The organism is Agromyces binzhouensis (assembly GCF_004135055.1).
In the GTDB taxonomy this organism is placed as follows: Bacteria; Actinomycetota; Actinomycetes; order Actinomycetales; family Microbacteriaceae; genus Agromyces; species Agromyces binzhouensis.
The window spans coordinates 1-18,111 of sequence record NZ_SDPL01000001.1 but is presented as its reverse complement, the minus strand read 5'-3'; the positions used below and the strand labels follow the sequence as shown (position 1 = coordinate 18,111).

General features: G+C 66.5%; 20 protein-coding genes and 1 tRNA gene. 8 read left to right on the top strand and 13 right to left on the bottom strand.

Features of this window, described 5'->3' with window-relative positions; genetic code table 11:
* Positions 1 to 57: 57 nt before the first annotated feature.
* From ESO86_RS00110 to ESO86_RS00055, 12 genes are all read right to left on the bottom strand, one after another.
* Positions 58 to 1,560, bottom strand: coding sequence for an SCO6880 family protein (locus ESO86_RS00110; protein ID WP_129232869.1), 1,503 nt, complete (start codon positions 1,558 to 1,560; stop codon positions 58 to 60).
* 21 nt (positions 1,561 to 1,581) lie between these two features.
* Entirely contained in the window at positions 1,582 to 2,787 is a 1,206-nt protein-coding gene (locus ESO86_RS00105; protein ID WP_129232868.1) for a TrbL/VirB6 family protein, read from the bottom strand.
* 14 nt (positions 2,788 to 2,801) lie between these two features.
* The gene (locus ESO86_RS00100; protein WP_129232867.1) at positions 2,802 to 3,104 is read right to left on the bottom strand and encodes a hypothetical protein; all 303 of its coding nucleotides are present in this window, start codon (positions 3,102 to 3,104) and stop codon (positions 2,802 to 2,804) included.
* Positions 3,056 to 4,288, bottom strand: a complete 1,233-nt coding sequence (locus ESO86_RS00095) for a M23 family metallopeptidase (protein ID WP_129232866.1) — start codon at positions 4,286 to 4,288, stop codon at positions 3,056 to 3,058. Before ESO86_RS00095 ends, ESO86_RS00100 begins: the two co-directional genes overlap by 49 nt.
* 3 nt (positions 4,289 to 4,291) lie before the next feature.
* Positions 4,292 to 5,209 (bottom strand): hypothetical protein, encoded by a 918-nt coding sequence (locus ESO86_RS00090; RefSeq protein ID WP_129232865.1) that lies wholly within the window; start codon positions 5,207 to 5,209, stop codon positions 4,292 to 4,294.
* A gap of 5 nt (positions 5,210 to 5,214) precedes the next feature.
* Entirely contained in the window at positions 5,215 to 5,709 is a 495-nt protein-coding gene (locus ESO86_RS00085; protein WP_129232864.1) for a hypothetical protein, read from the bottom strand.
* A 62-nt stretch (positions 5,710 to 5,771) separates the two neighbouring features.
* Complete coding sequence (locus ESO86_RS00080; RefSeq protein WP_129232863.1) at positions 5,772 to 6,602, bottom strand: hypothetical protein; 831 nt, start codon at positions 6,600 to 6,602, stop codon at positions 5,772 to 5,774.
* 4 nt (positions 6,603 to 6,606) lie between these two features.
* A complete protein-coding gene (locus tag ESO86_RS00075; RefSeq protein ID WP_129232862.1) occupies positions 6,607 to 7,758 on the bottom strand; it encodes a hypothetical protein in 1,152 nt (383 codons plus the stop codon).
* A gap of 34 nt (positions 7,759 to 7,792) precedes the next feature.
* Positions 7,793 to 8,536, bottom strand: coding sequence for a hypothetical protein (locus ESO86_RS00070; protein ID WP_129232861.1), 744 nt, complete (start codon positions 8,534 to 8,536; stop codon positions 7,793 to 7,795).
* 40 nt (positions 8,537 to 8,576) lie between these two features.
* Positions 8,577 to 9,569 (bottom strand): ParB N-terminal domain-containing protein, encoded by a 993-nt coding sequence (locus tag ESO86_RS00065; RefSeq protein WP_129232860.1) that lies wholly within the window; start codon positions 9,567 to 9,569, stop codon positions 8,577 to 8,579.
* A gap of 368 nt (positions 9,570 to 9,937) precedes the next feature.
* Positions 9,938 to 10,228, bottom strand: coding sequence for a helix-turn-helix domain-containing protein (locus tag ESO86_RS00060; protein WP_129232859.1), 291 nt, complete (start codon positions 10,226 to 10,228; stop codon positions 9,938 to 9,940).
* Positions 10,225 to 10,467: a helix-turn-helix domain-containing protein gene (locus ESO86_RS00055; protein ID WP_129232858.1), complete on the bottom strand. Its 243-nt coding sequence runs from the start codon at positions 10,465 to 10,467 to the stop codon at positions 10,225 to 10,227. Before ESO86_RS00055 ends, ESO86_RS00060 begins: the two co-directional genes overlap by 4 nt.
* A 94-nt stretch (positions 10,468 to 10,561) precedes the next feature.
* Here ESO86_RS00055 and ESO86_RS00050 point away from each other — a divergent pair, with 94 nt between their 5' ends.
* The 6 genes from ESO86_RS00050 to ESO86_RS00025 all read left to right on the top strand — a co-directional run bounded on the left by ESO86_RS00050 (position 10,562) and on the right by ESO86_RS00025 (position 15,979).
* Positions 10,562 to 11,257 carry a helix-turn-helix domain-containing protein gene (locus ESO86_RS00050; protein WP_129232857.1) on the top strand — a complete coding sequence of 232 codons (696 nt, stop codon included), beginning with the start codon at positions 10,562 to 10,564 and terminating at the stop codon, positions 11,255 to 11,257.
* A gap of 2 nt (positions 11,258 to 11,259) precedes the next feature.
* Positions 11,260 to 11,820, top strand: coding sequence for a hypothetical protein (locus tag ESO86_RS00045; RefSeq protein WP_129232856.1), 561 nt, complete (start codon positions 11,260 to 11,262; stop codon positions 11,818 to 11,820).
* Complete coding sequence (locus ESO86_RS00040; RefSeq protein ID WP_129232855.1) at positions 11,817 to 12,785, top strand: hypothetical protein; 969 nt, start codon at positions 11,817 to 11,819, stop codon at positions 12,783 to 12,785. The genes ESO86_RS00045 and ESO86_RS00040 overlap by 4 nt, the downstream gene beginning before the upstream one ends.
* A gap of 164 nt (positions 12,786 to 12,949) precedes the next feature.
* Positions 12,950 to 13,885, top strand: a complete 936-nt coding sequence (locus ESO86_RS00035; RefSeq protein WP_165307140.1) for an alpha/beta hydrolase family protein — start codon at positions 12,950 to 12,952, stop codon at positions 13,883 to 13,885.
* A 31-nt stretch (positions 13,886 to 13,916) separates the two neighbouring features.
* Positions 13,917 to 15,029: a tyrosine-type recombinase/integrase gene (locus ESO86_RS00030; protein WP_165307138.1), complete on the top strand. Its 1,113-nt coding sequence runs from the start codon at positions 13,917 to 13,919 to the stop codon at positions 15,027 to 15,029.
* Positions 15,030 to 15,118: 89 nt separating this feature from the next.
* Positions 15,119 to 15,979, top strand: a complete 861-nt coding sequence (locus tag ESO86_RS00025) for a DUF805 domain-containing protein (protein ID WP_129232852.1) — start codon at positions 15,119 to 15,121, stop codon at positions 15,977 to 15,979.
* A gap of 260 nt (positions 15,980 to 16,239) precedes the next feature.
* Here the strand turns inward: ESO86_RS00025 and ESO86_RS00020 are convergent.
* Positions 16,240 to 16,310 (bottom strand) — tRNA-Gly (locus ESO86_RS00020).
* Positions 16,311 to 16,380: 70 nt separating this feature from the next.
* Here ESO86_RS00020 and dcd point away from each other — a divergent pair.
* Entirely contained in the window at positions 16,381 to 16,986 is a 606-nt protein-coding gene (dcd, locus tag ESO86_RS00015) for a dCTP deaminase (RefSeq protein WP_129232851.1), read from the top strand.
* Positions 16,987 to 16,991: 5 nt separating this feature from the next.
* Positions 16,992 to 18,111: hypothetical protein (locus ESO86_RS00005; protein ID WP_165307136.1), on the top strand; the 1,120-nt coding region annotated here is incomplete at its 3' end.

The window sequence follows — 18,111 nt, the reverse complement described above, 5'->3', positions numbered from 1 at the left end:
GCGCGTCTCGTTCTCCGGGATGACCCGGCCAGCGAACGCTTTACTCTTCATGCCGAATCACCACACCTTCACGCCGCGCGTCTTCGCCGGCGCGAGCGCAAAGGGCAGGCCGCTCGAGTTGAACGCAGCGAGCTGCTGGCCAAACATAGGACGAACCTCCATGCCCTTGCTCTCGACTGCGGTCCGCAGTTCGCTCGAGAAAGCGTCGAGGTCCTCGAGGGTCGTCGCTGTCACCGTGATGAGACCGATGTACTCGAGGTCACCGAACCCCTGCGTGAGCTCCTCCTCGCGCTGGTCGATCGCGTCACGCTCGCGCTTCTCGAACGCATTGTCTTCGCGGTAGTTGCCCCGCTTCTGCCGCAGTTCCCGGTTCGAATCGATCGCGCCGCGCTCGCGCTTGATCCGCGAGATCGACTGCCTGAGCTTGACTGGAGAGAAGTACAGAGACATCGCGTGCTGGAACGGCAACGTGTTCACGGCGTTCAGAAAGTCGGGGAGGGTCGGGATGCGCGGCCATTCCGTGATCTCGAAGGTACGGTGCAGCACGCCGTCCACTTGGATGTGGTCCCAGTGCTCCTCGCCGGCCATCGGCCCGGCCGACTCCGGCGCGACGCCGGCTCGGTCGGCGGTGCGTTCCTCGATCAGGTCGCCCGTGGTGGGGTCGTAGCCAATGCGCGTCACCGCGGCGAGTTGCCGGGACCCGAGCCAATGTCGAACGGTCACGGAGCAGTCCGCAAGGCCGCGCCTGAGCGTGGCGACCTCACGGGCCATCACTGAGACAAGGCCGGCCCTGCCCCCTCCCTGCGCCCGGATCTCCTTGCCGATCCTCGCCTTGTCGAGCACGACGGCAAGGTATTGCCGATGCGTGGTGGTCGTCGCCACGCCAGCCTCGAGCAGAGTCTCGTACTGCTCGCGGGCCCAGCTCGACACCGAATCGGAGACGCGGCGCTCGTAGTAGTCGCGCAACTGCTTCGGCTGCGCGACACGAGATGTGCTCAGCACCTGTACGCGAGCGAGCCCGACGTGGTTGACAAGGCCGGACTGCAGCTGCGCCCAAGCTGCCACCCGACCCTCCTGATCGCGGTCGTCAAGGAGGCCGTAGCCGGGTGACGTCACCTCCACGACGGCCGCCGCGGTTCCGGATGCGGCATCCTCGACGATCGCTCCTCCGCCCTGCGTTTCGAGCAGGCGAAGGCTTCCCAGCGCCCCGGGCAACTGCAGCTTTCCAGCGTCCTCGATCGGGATGCCGGCAGGGCGGCGATAGATGGTCTGACGAAGGAGCTTCCTCATGGTGAACAACGCTCTCTGCTGAATGGTCCAAAGGAGCGGGTGGCCGTACTCGTCGAACCAGAGGCCGACAGCGATCAGCACCGCCGCGGGAATGAGCGCCGCCGTGAGCCCTTGGACCGGGTCCGGCGCGGTGAACATGCTCAGGATGGCGAGCCCGGCCCCGGTTCCGGCGACGGCGAGCTGGGCAGGGCTGTAGCTGCCGAGGACGCCCGTGCGACGGCGACCTGGGAATGCGAGGCGGGGAACGCCCGTGGGAGCATCTCGTGTCATGGTCAGCCTCGATTCTTGGGACTACTGCTTGGGCACCGGTCTCGGTTGATGGCTCGGCCTCGAGTGCCCGGGCGCCGGTCGCGACGGCGGGCCCGGGTTCGGCCGCGGCGCCGAGCTCGCGGACGGCGCGGCGTTCGGACGGTTCGGCACGGGCCCAGGTCGATTACCGCGCGAACCGGAACTGCCCGAGCGATTCGGCACCGGCTTCGGAGCACTCCGGCCAGCACTGCCACCGCCACTACCGCCACGTCCCATTGCGATCACGGATGTCGCGGCCCGGCCGGTCCTCTGGGCGCCGTTCTTGAGGTTGCCCTCGCCTGCCGCCCGTGCGTAGGCATCGGCGACCTCAGTGCCGAGGAAGCCGAAGAACTTCATCGCGATCATCGGCGCGAAGGCAGCGACGAGTAGTCCGACGAACGCCGCGATGAACATGACCAGGTTCATGCCGGCCGAGACCGACACCATCTTCGCCGAGAGCGACAGGATGATCGCCGCGAGCGGCTTTGCTGCCACGAGCGAGATGAAGATCTTCATCCAGAGGCCGATCATGTTCCTCGACGCCTTCTCGGCAGGCAGGAACATGAGCGCAAGCGGAGCGAGCGCGATCATCGCGACGATGGCCCACCTGCGGAAGGCGAGCATCATCATGAGCGCGAGGGCGGCGCCCGCCATCAGCAGCCACAGGATGAGCGGGATGCCCAGGGGGTTGCCGCCAGCGGCGCTGAACACCATCCATACCGGAGGCTCGTATTCGCCGCCGTCGGTCGACTGCCACTCGTCACCCACCTTGCGGAGACCGACACCTTCCATGAGGGTCGTGCCGAGGCCACCGGGGCCGGACTCGAACGCGTCGAGGAGCGCGATCGTCGTTTCATCGAAGCCACGCACCAGCTCGGGGCCGTACCAGAAGACCAGGCGGGTTCCTGCGACCATCGCCACCCCGCCGACGAGGGCGCGCAGCACGCCCTGAACTCGCCCTTGGGCGGCCGAGCGCATGATCTGCCAGATCATCGCGGCGATCGTCAGCGGCACGGCGAGGTAGAGCACGACATTACCGACGCTCGTCGCCGCGTCCAGGTCGGCGTCGGTCGGCCGGCCGTCGGTCGTACGCGAGTCGATTGTGAAGATGCCGTCGAGGATGTCGCCCACGAATGCCGCGAGTCCGAGAATCCCAGCCCGGAGCAGGTCGAGAAACCCGTCACCGAACCAGTCACCGAGCCAGCCCATGTCGCGCCTCCTGATCAGCCGATCGGGTTCTGGCCGGATGCCCACTTGATGATGGCCGGTGCCGCGCCGATGACGACGGCGCCGATGACCGAGAGGAACACCATCCACTTGCCCGCGGTCTGCTGCCTCGAGTTGTCGCTTCCCGATCCGGCCACCCAGGTGAAGATGCCGGCGATGAGAAGCGCGACCATCGCGACGACCCCCAGCGTCTGGAAGTTGCCGACCTGCTGCCCGATCCAGCTGAAGATCGGCCACGAGCTCGAGGGGGTCACCCCGGGGTCGATCTCGCCCGCGATCGTAAGGGTCTTTGCGTCCATGTGAGTTGTGCCCCTTCCGAGCCGCTCATCGGCTCGGAACACTGATCCACCGGACGGCGCACTAGGCGACTCGCTTCCTCCGGGCGTCCGCAGTTCTCCGCAGGGCAGAGGTCGACACCGAACGCCCGTGTGAACTCCTCGGGGTTCACCCACCCGTCAGCGCCGGGGTCGGGTACAAGCGCGAGGACTCGCGGATCGGTTGCACCGGCCGGATTCACGCGCACGTCGAGGTGACAACCGGTCGACGGCGGCTGATTGCCGACCGCGGAGATCTGCTGACCAGCCGCCACTTCGTCGCCGATGCGCACGAGATGATCGGTGGGGGCCGTATGCAAGTAGCCGATCTGGCCCACGCCGGGCGTCTCGATCAGCATTGTGAGGGGGCCCGTGGATAAGACGCGGCCACTCATCATCGCGTATACCGGCGTACCGCATTCGGCTGCGAGGTCGACGCCCCGATGGAACGGGTTCGTTCCCATCCCGAGGTTGCGCCATCCGTAGCCGTCGGTGAGCGAGTACCCGGCCGGCAAGGGCCGCACGAGCTCGCCCGATGCAATGCATCCGCCGGTCCCAATGGCGTCCTCCGCCTCGGAGCCGGCCATGCCAGCCCAACCGACCCCAGAGGGGATCGAGATGGGGTCTTGCTGAGACCACAATGCGTCGACCGTGCCTGATGCGGTGCTTTCCCACTTTGCATATGCGTCGGGAAAGCCGGATTTCTGCACGCGCTGCGCCGCCACGGTGACCGGCAGCTGCTGCCATCCCGGCACCTCAGCGAGTGCCTTGTAGAACCGGCCAGCCGCATACGGCGGGTCCATGATCTGCTCGAGGGTTCCCCATCCCATCGATGGCCGCTGCTGGAAGAGACCGACCGAGTCGCGATCTCCATACTCGATGTTTCGCAGTCCCGATTCCTGCAGGGCTGTGGCGATCGCCACGATCGCAGCTCGCTGCCCGGTCGCTTCGTCGGGGAAGAGTGCCTTCGCCGCGCCGATGAGGATCCCCGCGTTCTGGGTCTGCTCAACATCGAGCTGCGCGACCGCGGTATCGACGGGGCGCGGGGGCGCGCAGGAAGCGGCCTGCGCTCCGCTCGCTAGGAGGATGATCACGAGCGCGATCGGGCCGACTACGGCAAGCACCACCAGGGCGAGCAGAGCACCGGCGACCCGCAATGGCTGCTTCACGAGTTACTCCGAGCCCCACCCGCGGAGGTCGAACAACTGCAGACCGGTCATGTCCCATCGCGACGCGGGGCTCGGCCAGTTGTCATGGGCGCACGGGGCCGTGAGTACGATCGTGACGGTCTCCACCGCGGACTCCGCAGCGAGGCCGTCGCCGGCCCGGGTGATGGTTACCGTGTAGTCGAGTTGCAGCAGCGAGCGGTTCGGTGCCGTGGTCACCACCTGATTCACGCGAACCTCGCTTCGGACGCCGTTCCGCGCCCAACCCGTCCACGTGGATTCGCTGGCGCCGATCGACATGAATCGGTCCTCAAGCCGACCGGTGTCGCCCTTCCCATTCATCCCTTCGCCGCCGTAGTAGCCGAACAGCCGATTCCATTCCCCGTCGACGGGTGCTGCCCACTCGTCGAAGCTCGCCACACGGCTGTCCCAGGTGAACAGGTAGGCGACGATGTCATTCGCCATCGCGCGTGCTTCGGGAATCTGCGGTGCAGCGCATTCAGCAACGGGCACCTCGTTGTAGCTCGGAATTGTGAGCTCGTCGAGCGGAACCTCCGATGGCCACGACGCGAGTCCGCTCTCTGCGCTCGGCTTGGCCTCGGGCGCATCCGGCTCGATCCAGCCGTCGACGTTCGCAGCGATCCCCGGGCCGCCGATATCGACCTGTCCGTTGTCCTTGATGACCGGGGCACCGCCCGACTCCGGTGTCTCCGCCGATGCATCGGGAAAGAGCTCTTCGGATGGCCGGGACTGAGTCGCCGGAGCGGGCGGTGCCGCTGCGGGCGCGATCGCGACATTCATCGCGACGATCGCCCCGATCACCATGAGCGTGAGCGCACCAGTCGCAATCACGACGAACCGGCCGCGCCCAGTCGACCACAGCTCCCGAAGCGTCCCGGTGAGTGATGCCCAGACCTTGCCCATGTTCTCTACTCCTGATTCGCCATTCGCCGAAGCAGCTCGTCGAAATCACGCTCAACCGCAACCGCGGCCGAACTGTCCGGCACGACCCACATGGGGTGAGCCTTCTCGAGGTGCTCATTCGGCTTGCATCCGGCCTCGAGAACCCAGCCGCGCATTCTCGTGATCCACAGACCGAGGTGATAGTGGAAGTCGAGCGCCGCCCCGGGGGACTGCTGCTGGATGAACTGCTGCTCATTGCGGAACTGCATGAGTGCGAGGAGTTCTTGGACCATCTCGTCGTGCCGGAACCAACACGGCGGCACGATCTCGCCAGGGAGCCGGTAGGACCGCACCAATCGCTGGGTGAACGACCACGCACGGTTCAGTTGGGCGCGCCGCTCTGACTCGCTGAGCATCCACCAGTCGATCGGTGGATTCAGCCCGCCGCCTTCGGAGAGAGGCGCGACAGGGTCGGGCTCACTCGTGTTGTGGTCGCCTGGCCCAAGCTCGTCGTCGTACACGCCTCACCGATCCCGCCGCTCGCGCAGTAGGCAGCACGCGGGCAAGAATGGTGCGGCGCCGCTCAGGCCGCGTTCTCGCGCTCAAGGTAGGCGGCGAGGTACCGCTGTCCGGTGCGAGTCGACTTACCGCCGAGCCAGTCGGCGACTTCGCGCCCTGACGGCGTCATGCCCTGCTCAAGCGCCTCGCGTATTCGCGCATCGACGCGCCACGATCCCTTCGACATCTGCGGGGACCGGGCTCGCGTCGCGGCCTGTGTGTGACGCATCACGGCGTCGCTCGCTGAGGCGCCCGCGACGGCGTCATCGACGGCTGTGGCGGCCGAACTGACTGCGACAGACTGCGTCGTGGTGGGAGTCGCGTCCGGCCGGCTGGTCGTCGGGTTGTCGCGGACGCGTGTGTCGCGCCGCGACGCTCTCCAGGCCGCGTCATGACGAGCGCCGTCGCGTGTCGCGCTCGCTGCTGCGATCCGTTCCCGTTCTTTGATGTCGGGGACGAGCTTCATGACGAGATGGGTGATCGCGACGAGCGCGGCCGGCGGCGTCGCTGCGAGCATGATCGCGACACCGAGCGTCGTCGACGACAGGTCAGCGGCGCCGAGCGCATGCGTCGCGTTCGCGAACACCGAGATCGCCGACAGGGCGAAGAACGTCGCATACGCGAGCCAGCGACCGTTGATGCCGAGCGTTCGGAATTGCGCCGCGGCGACCATGCAAGCGACGGTGCCCACGTCGATGAGGATCGGGAACAGCTCCGGCAAGGGCATTCCATTGACGCGCGCGACATCGATGAGTGTCGCGTAGCTGATCGCCATGGCGGAGGCGCCGACGACGACGAGCGGCAGCACGAGCGACATCACGCTGCCCCACGTACGCTTCACGTTCTTCGCGCTCATCGCGTCATCCCCTCGATCGTGACGGTGCGGTGACCGCGAGTGCCGCGTCGCGGTCATCCCGCCAGTGCGGTCGTTCAGACCCGCACCAGGCGCAGGACTCGTCGAACTCGCCGATCCAGCGATGCCCGGCTGCGGCGCATTCGGCGCCAGTCGGTGGCCTTCGCGGTGTCCGCTCCGGCTGCGATGCCGACTTCGCTGGCGCGGATCCAATCCGATCGAGATCTTCGGTGCGGACCCAACGCCAGGGCTCGGCGGCGAGAGACGAGGCAACGTACGCGACGGGATTTCCGACGCGTCGGGGAGCGGCGCCAAGGATGTCATCGGCCGCGCGGGACAGATCGATGACGCCGATTGCCACCTCGGGATGATGTTGGGCCAGGCGATCGAGAAGTTCGCCGAGGCGGAGCCGTGAGTCAAGCGCAGCGAGCCGCTCCGCGAGCGCCGAGTCGGACTCGGCTACAGATTCGTCGTCGTCCGGCGTGGCCGTCGCACGATGTTCACGACCGGCGATGGTCGTGAATGCGAGAGACGACGAAGAGTGTTCTTGGGCTTGGTCTTGTTTAAGCGGCGGATGATCCGGCGACGGGTCTTCCGCCGAGGGCTTCGAACAGTGATCACGTGGACTTTCGCTGGCCGCACCCGCCGGTACTAAGCCCGGCGAAGGCCAACGCGGCTTTTCCGCCGAGGGCTGAGGGAGCGACTCTCCCATGCCAGATGGGGCCCTTGGCGGAATATCCGCCGAGGCTCCAACCTTCATCTCGGGAGCGTCGGCATCGGTCGATCGGTGACGCTCGAAGGGGAGCAGCTCGGCCGGTGCCTCTGGGTCGCAGACGATGAGCTCCGTCCATTTCTGACCGCCGATCGGCGCTCCGAGCTCATCAACCTCGCCCGGGGCATACCGGTGCACCACGACCTCGAGGTAGCCGGCTGCCTCGAGCTTCCGCCGCGCGGCGAGGTACGCATCCTTGCCGAGGCCGAGTTCGCGCATCACCTTCGACTGGGTCACCCGGAAGTCGGACCGGTGCGAGAGGAGATAGAAGAAGATCGACGAGGCGTTCCCGACAATCCGCTTATCCCGCACCCACCAATTGCGCACCTGGAGGAAGTCGCGCTCGAAGGCGAGTTCCGGGCGCACGAACTCGGTTTCCCGTCTCATGTCGTGATCCCTCTCGATTCAGACTTTGCTTGCATCAGGCCGCACGGCCCTGATCCACCTGGACGCCTGCTCGGGCGAGAGCGGCGCGCATGTTCATCAGGGCCAAGCGGTGTGGCCGGGAGGCATGCGGATCGAAGGCGTCATCAAGGAGGAAGGCGCGAAAGAGGCTTGTGACGTGCATGTTCGGCCGGCCACCCCATGTGACGCGAGCGAGCGCGGCGACCTCATCAGGCGCGAAACCCATCCGCGCGAACTCAGGGGCGCGGCGCGCCTCAGCGTGTCCGTGGCCCTGATGCGTCGGGGGGTTCTCGGCGAACCACCTGACGGCGGCTCGATACGACCGCTCGGCCGCATCGTCGACGAACGCCTCGACGGTCGTCGCCGTCTTCTCGATGACGACCGGAAGTGGCGTCAGCCCATGCGCAGGATCGATGCCGGCATCTGCGGCGGAGGTGGCAACGCCCGGCAGATGAACCAGTGCGTCGAGCTCACCTACCCGGTGGCCGGCCTGCCCGATCGCCCAGATGCCGGCGCACTTGGCCAGGTATGCCCACGGGTCTCGCGAGCTGAGCATGCCTGACGCGAGCGCTTGCCCGGTGCTTGTTTCCGCAAGGCGCACAAGGACGGTGTTCGTCACCTCGTCACGCTCGATCGCGTATCCAAGCTTCGCTCGAACCGAACGCGAGATCTGGCCGGAGAGATACTGATCGACTTGGTCGACCAGCTCAGCACAATCGGCCGATGACCAGAAGTCACGCCCGACTGAGGTCGCGGCCATGACGACCGCCTTCAATTGGTTCCCGGACCACCGCTGCATCTCAGCTCACCTCCCCAGCAGTGGTTCGGGAGGCTTGAGCATCTCGCCCCCACTCCATCGCCCGCCGCAGGACCGAGGCAAGGCCACGCCAGCTGCCTTCCGACAGCTGTGCGGCAATCTCGGCAGGCGGGTGATCCTCGAGCAAGCGCTCGAAGGTGCTGAACCCCCGTGTTAGCTGGGTCTCGGCGATCACCGCAGCGGGCGGCTCAGCGACGATGGGAGGTTCTACGAGTGCCCGCACGCGCTTGTACTCGCCGTCGACCTTGCCCAGGGTGTTTGCTCGGTCTCGAGCCCTACTCGCTTCCTGACGAATCGGCTCGGGAAGAGACGGATCCTCCGACCACTCCGCGAGGCGCTCGAATTTCTCCATCGTCCGCCCGGAGACGCCAAGGTAGTGACTCATCAGGTCGCGGGACTTGCCAGATGCCTGCAGCGTCGCCGCTGCAGGTCGCTCCAATACGGCATCAGCGCGCGCGACGAGTGCCGCCGCTGAGATGACCGCGTCGTTCGCGGGTGGCAAGTTTCCACCGCCGACGGGCGAGCCCCATCGCCGATGGTTCGTACTCGCCGCGCCGGCCTGCTGCGCTGCCTTCGCTCGCGCGGTCAGAATCGGATCGAGCACATCGCGCTTGAACGCGAGCTGTTCCTCGAGTGACAGATCCTGACGGGCGTCGTTCTCTTCCCACTCCATCAGTCGTCGCACCTCAGGGTCGTCGGCCGATTCGAACTCACGAGCTTCGATCTGCTGCCAACCGAGCTTCTTCGCGGCAGCCAGGCGAGTGCTTCCGAAGATGAGGACGTTGCGCGGCGTCACGCCGATCGGCATGAGCAGCCCGACATCCGCGAGCGAGCGAGTGAGGCGATCGACGACCGTCGGGTCCGGCTCCTTCCTCGAACGATCGTGCGGAAGCACGATCGCCTCGACATCGGCCCAGATCACCGGATTCACCTCATCGGTCCGGTTCAGCGGCATCGCGGGCTGAGTGGCGGTCATGCGCTGAGCCCTGAGCTGCGCAGCTCGTCATGGACGTCGCGGGCGATATCCCACGCCACCCATGCGCACGCGAGGGAGGTGCAGTCCGTCGCTGGGGTGGAGGGGGAGGCAGACCCACACCAGAGGCCGTGGGTCGTCTCGCGGATTCGTTCGGCGAATGCCCCGAGTCGCTCGACCTCCGAGCGCTTGAACGGCGTGGCAGGCCTACCCGTGGACGCCGCGCTGGCGTCGACGGCGGCGCGGTGCGCCCCACTGATAATCTTGAACATGGACTGATTCCTCCTCTTGCTTCCCGGCGAAACGGAATCCCGGCCCCCCGCTGCAACGGGGGGTCCTTTCTTTGGTGGTAGTCAGATGTCGACGCAGCGTCACGCTGCGTCGGAGAGGATGGGCTGAACCCGAGAGAACAGGTAGACGTCGAGATCGACGGGGTAGTACACCGTCTTGCGGCCGTGCTTGTGCTGCACCGGCCCCTCGCGCCTCGAGGCGAGGTTGTAGAGGGTGCCCTTCGCGAGTCCGCAGTACTCAGCGGCGCGCGTGGAGTCCAGGACTTCACCGACACGGTGGTCTTCTACGAAGCGCTCAAGTGCTTCGTCCGCCCCTGACAGCGACCTGCGCGCGTTGTCCAGCAGTCGCTTCAACGTGACCTTGTCGCTCATCGCTGCTCCCCATTCCTCGGCAGGGTGTCCGGGAGCAGATCCGAGGCCGGTACGCTCAACGCTCTGGCGATCGCGAACACCTCTGACACGGTGAAGTCGATGTGGCCGGCCAGCTTCCGGCCGAGGGTCGTATTCGGAATGCCGATCTCGAGCGATAGCGAGAGCTGGCTTCGCCCCTGCGTCTTCAGCGCCGACCTCACGCGTTCAGCTACGTTCGTCCGAATCTCACTGCTTCCCATATGGGTAGCGTACGGTTCCCAAACGGGTAGCGCAAGCGAATTTGGTCTCACAATGGCTCACAAACCACCCAAACGGACGCATAAAGTGATCCGTATGGAGACTTCGGGCACAGAGTTCAATCGCTGTCTGATGACTGAGCTTCGCGCCGAACGCAGCATGCGCAACGTCACGGTCAAGCAGCTCGCCGAAAGGGCAGGCATCTTCCACGGGACGCTTCTGCGGTACCTGAACAACCACCGAGACATGCCCGTGCCCGTCCTCTACGACGTCGCGATGGCACTCGACGTCGATCCAGCAGCTTTGGTCGACCGTGCGGCGGCTCGTCTCGCGGCCGAGTCCCGCGCGCCATCCGGGCAGCTCACATTCGACGACGCTGACGGCTCGCATGAACCGGATCCCAGCGAGGTCGGCCGGCGCATCGCGCTCCTGGTGTCGGTGCTTGCACGGGGTCGCGGCTCTGCGCACGGCTACAAGGAGATCGCGCCGCTGCTGCTCGAGCGCGGAGTCCGGTTCAACCAGGAAGAGTGGGCCGAGCTGCTCGAGGGGAGTGCCATGCGCGCTCCCGGCCGTCGATCGCTCGAAGCCATCGCCGACGTGCTCGGCATCGATGGCGTCTACCTCACTGGCGCCGTAGGCGACCCCGAGGTCGTTCGGATCGAGGCGCAGCTCGACTTCCTCCGTGCGCTGCACGAGAGCAAGGTCGAAGGGCTCGCCGCCCGAGGCAGCGACGACATCACGCCCGAGACCCTCCGGGCGATCACCTCGAGTCTTCGGCACGAGGAACGTTGAGCATGCGCCGGCGGGACAGGGGAGCCCTACATTTCCGTTCGCCGGTCGAGTTGGTTCGCAGTCAGGGTGACGTCGTCACCGCAGACGAGCGAGTACAACTCTCGGGTGCGGTCACACGAGCCGATGCCAGCTTCTCGGCACTTCCATTCGAGGACGACTGCTCGCTCGATGCGATCGTCGCGTATGTCGAACGCGAGCGCGGCACGAAGGTCAACATCACTCCGCTCGAAACACTGCGGGGGACTTCCACGTGCGGCCTCGTCGTGAGGCGCCAGGGGATGCACCACATCTTCTACGTGCCGGAGACCTCGCCACTGCACCGGTTGCAGTGCGTGCTTCACGAGCTCAGCCATGTCCTTCTCCGCCACGACGAATCGTCGCCGGGCAGCGCCGGCCAACTCGCCCGGTTCGTACCCGACATCCGCCTGGAGCGTGGCGACGCGATCTTCGGTCGAGTCGCATTTGAAGACGAGACGGAGGTCGAGGCAGAGCGCCTCGCCGATCGTCTCGCAGCCGCGATTCGTCGGCCCCGCCGGCATCCGCTCGAGGAGCATTTCGGATGACTCAGGTAGCCGTGACCAGCCTCATGGCGCTGCTGACCGTCGTGCAGTTCATCACCGTGCGCCACCGCCGGAGCCAGAGGATCCTGTACGCGTCCGCCCTCATCACGCTCGCGATGTTCCTCAACATCGATGAGGTGTACCTCGCCGTCGACCACATGCTCGGGGAACGCAACCTCACGACCTTCATCTCGGATGGCGCACTCATCACGGGCACGTACTTCCTCTCGGCCGCTGCCATCGTCTCCGTCCGTGGCGTGCAGGATCGCAAGGGCAGATGGCCGGTCTGGCTGCTCGTCGCTGCAGGATGCGTGATGGTGGTGGCGTTCGCCTTCATCGACATGCGGCACTCGTCGACGCGGTTCATGATCGACTTCGGCGGCCAGTGGCCGGCGGCTGTCTACAACTCCGTTCAATTCGTCTATCTCGGTCTCGTGCTGGGATACACCGGCGTCGTGATCCTTCAGAATCGCTCGAGGCTCACTACTCGAGCGAGCTCGATCGGGTTCACGATGTTCGCAGTCGGCTGCGTCGTCGGCATCGCCCTGGTCATCGACGTGATCGGAATGAACCTGTCGAATCTCATGGGATGGTGGGACGCCCTCCGATTCCTGCAGAGTCTCTACAGCCCGATGTTCTTCGTCGTGATGGCGCTACTCTGCACCGGACTCGCGATCCCCGCAGCGGCGCGCTTCGTGGTTCGATACTGGCGTGGCCGGCACACTGCCGCGCTGATCGGGGAGCTCGAGCCGTTGTGGGCGCGAACCGTCTCGGGCTCGGCGCTTCCGAGCGCGCTCAGCAACGATGACCATGAGATGCAGTTGCATCGGATGGTCGTGGAGATCGAGGACGCTCGGTTCAGGTCCGGGGGAGAACTCCAACTGAGCGAAGACGAGGCGCGGCGCCTTCGCCTCGCTCACGATCACATCGCCATCCCTGATGACCTCTTCCAGATGGCGGCACGATGAGCCGGCTGGCCACGATCGGAGCCATTGCGGCAGGCGGCGCATCCGTGGTGGCAATCGCGGGCGCTGCCGTTGCGCGATACGCCGTGCTCGGTCGGCGGCGGCCGATGCGCGCTGAATTTCGTGCGGATGCAGGGACCGTAGTGCTCCCTCGAATGGAGGCCACGGTGGAGCCTCGCACCTTCGGCCTGCAACTCGGGCGCCGACTCTTTCGCGTTCAGGAGGTCGTGCGGGTGGACACGTCTACCGTCGAGCGCCGCGTCGAGCGCTGCGACCTCGATGGGGCCGCGGAGGTGAGCTTCGTGGGTGATGTCTTCGGCCGAGAGAGCCCGCTTGCACGCTCGGCGATCGCGCACACGGGTGAGATGGAGGGGGTCTCGTTCGTCCACTGGGACGTAATGCCGGACCCTGCGGGGAAGCGCGATGTCTGGTTCGTCCACGTCCACGGGATGGGCGCTGCACCCAGCTCGACGCTTCGATCGGTCGAGTCTGTCCGCGAGGCGGGCTACCCGTCCACGATCGTGTCGCTCGAAGCCAGCGCCGACATCGACGAGCGAAGCAGGGGGATGGCGGTCGAACACGTTCGTCGGGTGGTCGCAGCGATCGATCATGCAATTCAGCAGGGCGCGACGCGGGTCGTCATGGTCGGCTGGTCGTACGGCGCGCGACTGGTGCTGGACGCCGCTGACCGCCGCCCAGAAGTTGCCGGCGTGGTACTCATCTCTCCGATGTTCGACCTCCTCGAGGTGCTCCGACTGGTGGCGACCCGACGACGACTTCCGAAGCCTCTTATCGCGGCCGCGGCCGCCGTTCTCCGCACACCGGTGGTGTGTCGGCTGGCCGGAATTGACCAGCCGATTGGCGACGGCCTTGACCTCGCTTCGGCGCCTCGAACGCTCATCTTCCACTCGCGCGGCGATGCGACAGTCCCGATCGAGACCACTCGATCGGCCGCCGCAGCCTTCGGTGAGGTCGACCTTGTCGAGTTCCCACCCAGTCCACACACGCTCGAGTGGAACCGCGACCCGGAGCTGTTCGGGCGAAGCATCCTGGCGTGGCTTGAGCAAGCGGGAGCGGCGGAGGTGCTACATGGGTCGAGGTAGACCGCCACTGGATCTGGAGAGCTGGGGCCGGGTGCAGCGTCTGGTTCACTACGGCAGCCCGGCCGCCCTCGTGTACTTCCGCGACGCCGACGGGAAGCGTCGACGGATGATCCGGACCGGGCGCACGTACGCGGAGGCGGAGCGCAATCTCACGAAGGCGCTCAAGGAGAGGCTGACGCCGACGTACGAGATCCTGACGCGGGAGTCCACGCTCGGTGCGCTCGCCAAGCAGTGGGTCGACGAGATCAAGCGTGAAGAGAAGGCGATCGCCACCATCTCGCGGTACTCGTCGACCATCCGCAGCCACCTGGAACCAAGCGCGGGGCTCCGGCTCTATGAATGCACCGTCCCTCGGCTCCAGCGGCTCGTCCACGGCGTCGCCGACGGCTCGGGACCCGGGGCGGCACGCATGCTGATCGTCGTGCTCAATGGCATGTTCACCCTCGCGGTGCGCCTTGGCGCCCTCGAGACCAACCCGGCCGCCATGCTGAAGGGTCCGCGGCGACGCCGGAAAGAGGTCGTCGCGCCGACACTCGAACAGATCCACATGCTCCGAGAGTTGCTCGCGGCGCACGATCGCCGCGACACGGCGCGGGGCTTGGTCATCCGCGACCTGGGAGACATCGGCGACATGCTGATCGCGACCGGGGCGCGCATCGGGGAGGTCTTGGCGCTCCGATGGAGCGACGTCGACCTCGAGAACCGCACGCTCACGATCAGGGCCACCATCGTGCGCTCACCCGGTCAGGGAGCGGTCATCCAAGAACGCCCGAAGACCGACTCCTCGACCCGCCGGCTCAAGCTGCCGAACTTTGCGCTGGATGTGCTCACCAGGCGGCGGCTCGATGCGTACTGCGAGCTCGTCTTTCCCGCATCGGGGGGCGCCGTTCGCTGGCCCGAGAACATCCGAACCCAGTGGGCTCACGCGGTGCGCGGCACCGAACTCGAGTGGATGACACCGGTGTCCTGCCGCAAGGCCGTGGCGACCTACCTCGAGGCAGCAGAGGACATCGAGGCGGCCAGCGAGCAACTCGGACACTCCAGCTCCCGCATCACCTCGCGGTTCTATGTCCCGGTGAAGATCGACCGCAGCGACTTCTCGTCACGTCTCGACGCCCTCGGCGGCGGTGCGCAAGCCTCCTGAAATCGTCCGCGCCCCCGTCCAAGGTCGCCACATGCGCGCCGGGCACAACGACAAGTTGACCGGCACGATGCCTGCAATACGCTCGCTGCATGACGTTGCATGTCGAGGCGCCACCGTCGCGCGCGATGACCTTCCCAAGGGCCGTGCGCAGTGTCCTGGTGAACTACGCGAAATTCACCGGGCGGGCAGGTCGACCCGAGTATTGGTGGTGGGCCTATGCAATGTTCTGTCTCGGCATCACGCTCGCCGCCGCTCCGTACCTTGCGCTCGGTATTGACGCTCTCAACGGCGTTGACACTCCCGCATTTGGGGTAGTCCTCGTCGCGGCGCTTCTCATCTCGGTCGCACTGATCGTGCCCTCAATTGCGGTGACGGTGAGACGTCTCCGTGACGGCGGCAACCACTGGGCCTGGATCTTCATCGTGTGGGTCCCGTTCGTCGGTCCGATCCTCCTTCTCATATTGCTCGCGCAACCGACGGCCGCTGGAGCTTTCGAGTCCAGCACACCGAGGCCTGACGAGCAGACTCGCGCTCGCGACGTCCTCTCGGTCACTCTCGTGGCATTGATGACTGCCGCCACCGTGATCGCGTCGGGCGTTGTGTTTGCCCTGTCGTCGATGAACACCGAGACCGACGGAGACTCGGCTGGAGGCCGTCCGCCGGCAGTCGCCATGTCGTTCGACCTGCCCGCCGACATCGAAGTCGAACCCAATTCCTGGGAATGCAGTGATGGAAAGGACTGCTGGGCATGGAACGTAACTGCAGCGGAGGACTGCGACCGAGTAGAGATTACGTTCGGGCTGGCTTCGAGCGACGTCGGCGCCTCGGAGAGGACCGAGACCCGTATCGTCCACGGCTGGTACGCAGGGTCGCCTCGGCTGATCACACTCAACCTGGATCCCCAACCATTGCAGTATGCCGGCATCGACAAGCTGGTCTGTACCGGTTAGCACGCGACGGCGGTACGCGCTTGGGGGCGATACCGCCGACTCGCACGGCGGGAAGCGTGACAGCTTGAGCTGGCGACCCACTTGCGCCTAATCCAGCGGTCGTGTTCGACCAAGGGTGGCGACATGGGACTAGGTGCCCACAGACTCCACCGGCTCGGCCAACGGAGGCTGGCGTTCGCCAATTTGTGACTATTAAGTGACTACGAAAGCCGTTTGCAATCGAAAAGCGCCGCCCGTGGAGCCGAGAAATCCCTGATCAGAGCCGATGACGGGAATCGAACCCGCGCTGTCTGCTTGGGAAGCAGAAGTTCTACCATTGAACTACATCGGCATGCGGCATCCGTCGACGCCGCGGACACCATCGTAGCAAGGCGCAGGTGCCCCCTCGGTAGGCTGACCTCGTGCTTCTCTCGGATCGCGACATCAGGGCCGAGCTCGACCGCGAGCGCATCCGGCTCGACCCGTACGACCCCGCCATGATCCAGCCGTCGTCGATCGACGTGCGCCTCGACCGGTACTTCCGGCTGTTCGACAACCACAAGTACCCGTTCATCGATCCCGCCGAGGACCAGCCCGAGCTGACGCACCTCATCGACGTGCGCCCCGACGAGGCGTTCGTGCTCCACCCGGGCGAGTTCGTCCTGGCATCGACCTTCGAGGCGGTCACCCTGCCCGACGACGTCGCGGCGCGCCTCGAGGGCAAGAGCTCGCTCGGCCGCCTCGGCCTCCTGACGCATTCGACGGCCGGCTTCATCGACCCCGGCTTCACCGGGCACGTCACGCTGGAGCTCAGCAACGTCGCGACCCTGCCCATCAAGCTCTGGCCCGGCATGAAGATCGGCCAGCTCTGCTTCTTCCGGCTCTCCTCGCCGAGCGAGCGACCCTACGGTTCCGCCGAGTACTCCTCGCGCTACCAGGGGCAGCGCGGGCCGACGGCGTCGCGCTCGTTCCAGAACTTCTCGCGTGCCGACGTGGGCGTGACCGACGCCGGCGCCGCCGGGAGCTAGCGCGGATGACGATCGTCATCGGAACGCCGGTCGTGAGGGCCGGCGAAGGTCGGATCACCTACGAGGTCGGCGTCGAGGGCGTGGACGGCGTCGAACGTCTCTGGTTCTCGGTGCCCGAGGCCGCGGCGGGGTACGTGAACCCGAGGGCGGATGCCGCGCTGCTGGCGCTGCTGATGCCGGCGATGCGGCTGCGGCGCACCCTGGTGGTCGAGGGACCGGTGACGGACGAGCTCGCATGGAACCTGTCGCACGACGTCCCGACGGTGCTGCGCGGCGTCCGCCCCGAGCTCGGGCCGATCGACGTGACGGTCCGCGATGCCATCCCGCCGTCGCCGCCGGGGGAGGCGGTGGCGACCGGGTACTCGGGCGGAGTCGACTCGTACGCGACGCTCGCGCGGCACCACTTCGCCGCCGACGTCCCGGCATCGGTGCGCGTGACGCAGCTCCTCTACAACAACGTCGGCTCGCACGGCCGGGGTGAGCGCGGCCGTCGGCTCTCCAGTCGGCGACTCGCGCCCCTCCGGTCGGGCGCCGAGTCGATGGGGCTGCCGCTGTTCGACGTCGACTCCAACGTCGACGACCTCTACTCGGCGCCGGGGCTGGGCTTCCAGCAGACCCATACGATGCGGAACGCCGCGGTCGCGCACCTGCTCGCGGGCGGCATCCGCCACTTCCTGTACGCCTCGTCGGTGCCCTACGCGGATGTCGCGGCCACACCCAGCTTCGACGTGTCCTTCGCCGATCCGATCCTGCTGCCGTTCCTCTCGCATCGGTCGCTCACGCTCCAGCCGGCGGTCACCGACCTCGACCGATGGCAGAAGACCGAGCTCGTGACGCACGTGCCGCATTCGTACGACCGGCTCGACGTCTGCATCGAGTCCGTCGACGGCACCAACTGCTCGCGATGCTGGAAGTGCCGGCGCACCATGATCACGCTTGACCTGCTCGGCGCCCTCGACCGCTATCGGAGCGTCTTCGACGTGCCGGACGATCCGAGGTGGAAGCAGGAGTACATCCGCGAGGCGCTCCTGCGGCAGTCCCTCCCGAGCACCCGGAGCATCGTCCGGATCTACGACGAGCGCGTCGGCATCCCGCGGTCGTGGCGCATGGCGGCGGGCGGGCGGG

Bases quoted from the DNA above. Each gene is read 5' to 3' on its own strand.
- ESO86_RS00100 (WP_129232867.1), bottom strand. From the start codon at position 3,104: ATGGACGCAAAGACCCTTACGATCGCGGGCGAGATCGACCCCGGGGTG.
- ESO86_RS00060 (WP_129232859.1), bottom strand. From the start codon at position 10,228: ATGAGCGACAAGGTCACGTTGAAGCGACTGCTGGACAACGCGCGCAGG.
- ESO86_RS00105 (WP_129232868.1), bottom strand. From the start codon at position 2,787: ATGGGCTGGCTCGGTGACTGGTTCGGTGACGGGTTTCTCGACCTGCTC.
- ESO86_RS00070 (WP_129232861.1), bottom strand. From the start codon at position 8,536: ATGGCCGCGACCTCAGTCGGGCGTGACTTCTGGTCATCGGCCGATTGT.
- ESO86_RS00040 (WP_129232855.1), top strand. From the start codon at position 11,817: ATGACTCAGGTAGCCGTGACCAGCCTCATGGCGCTGCTGACCGTCGTG.
- ESO86_RS00080 (WP_129232863.1), bottom strand. From the start codon at position 6,602: ATGAGCGCGAAGAACGTGAAGCGTACGTGGGGCAGCGTGATGTCGCTC.
- ESO86_RS00050 (WP_129232857.1), top strand. From the start codon at position 10,562: ATGGAGACTTCGGGCACAGAGTTCAATCGCTGTCTGATGACTGAGCTT.
- ESO86_RS00055 (WP_129232858.1), bottom strand. From the start codon at position 10,467: ATGGGAAGCAGTGAGATTCGGACGAACGTAGCTGAACGCGTGAGGTCG.
- ESO86_RS00110 (WP_129232869.1), bottom strand. From the start codon at position 1,560: ATGACACGAGATGCTCCCACGGGCGTTCCCCGCCTCGCATTCCCAGGT.
- ESO86_RS00090 (WP_129232865.1), bottom strand. From the start codon at position 5,209: ATGGGCAAGGTCTGGGCATCACTCACCGGGACGCTTCGGGAGCTGTGG.
- ESO86_RS00045 (WP_129232856.1), top strand. From the start codon at position 11,260: ATGCGCCGGCGGGACAGGGGAGCCCTACATTTCCGTTCGCCGGTCGAG.
- ESO86_RS00075 (WP_129232862.1), bottom strand. From the start codon at position 7,758: ATGAGACGGGAAACCGAGTTCGTGCGCCCGGAACTCGCCTTCGAGCGC.
- ESO86_RS00025 (WP_129232852.1), top strand. From the start codon at position 15,119: ATGACGTTGCATGTCGAGGCGCCACCGTCGCGCGCGATGACCTTCCCA.
- ESO86_RS00065 (WP_129232860.1), bottom strand. From the start codon at position 9,569: ATGACCGCCACTCAGCCCGCGATGCCGCTGAACCGGACCGATGAGGTG.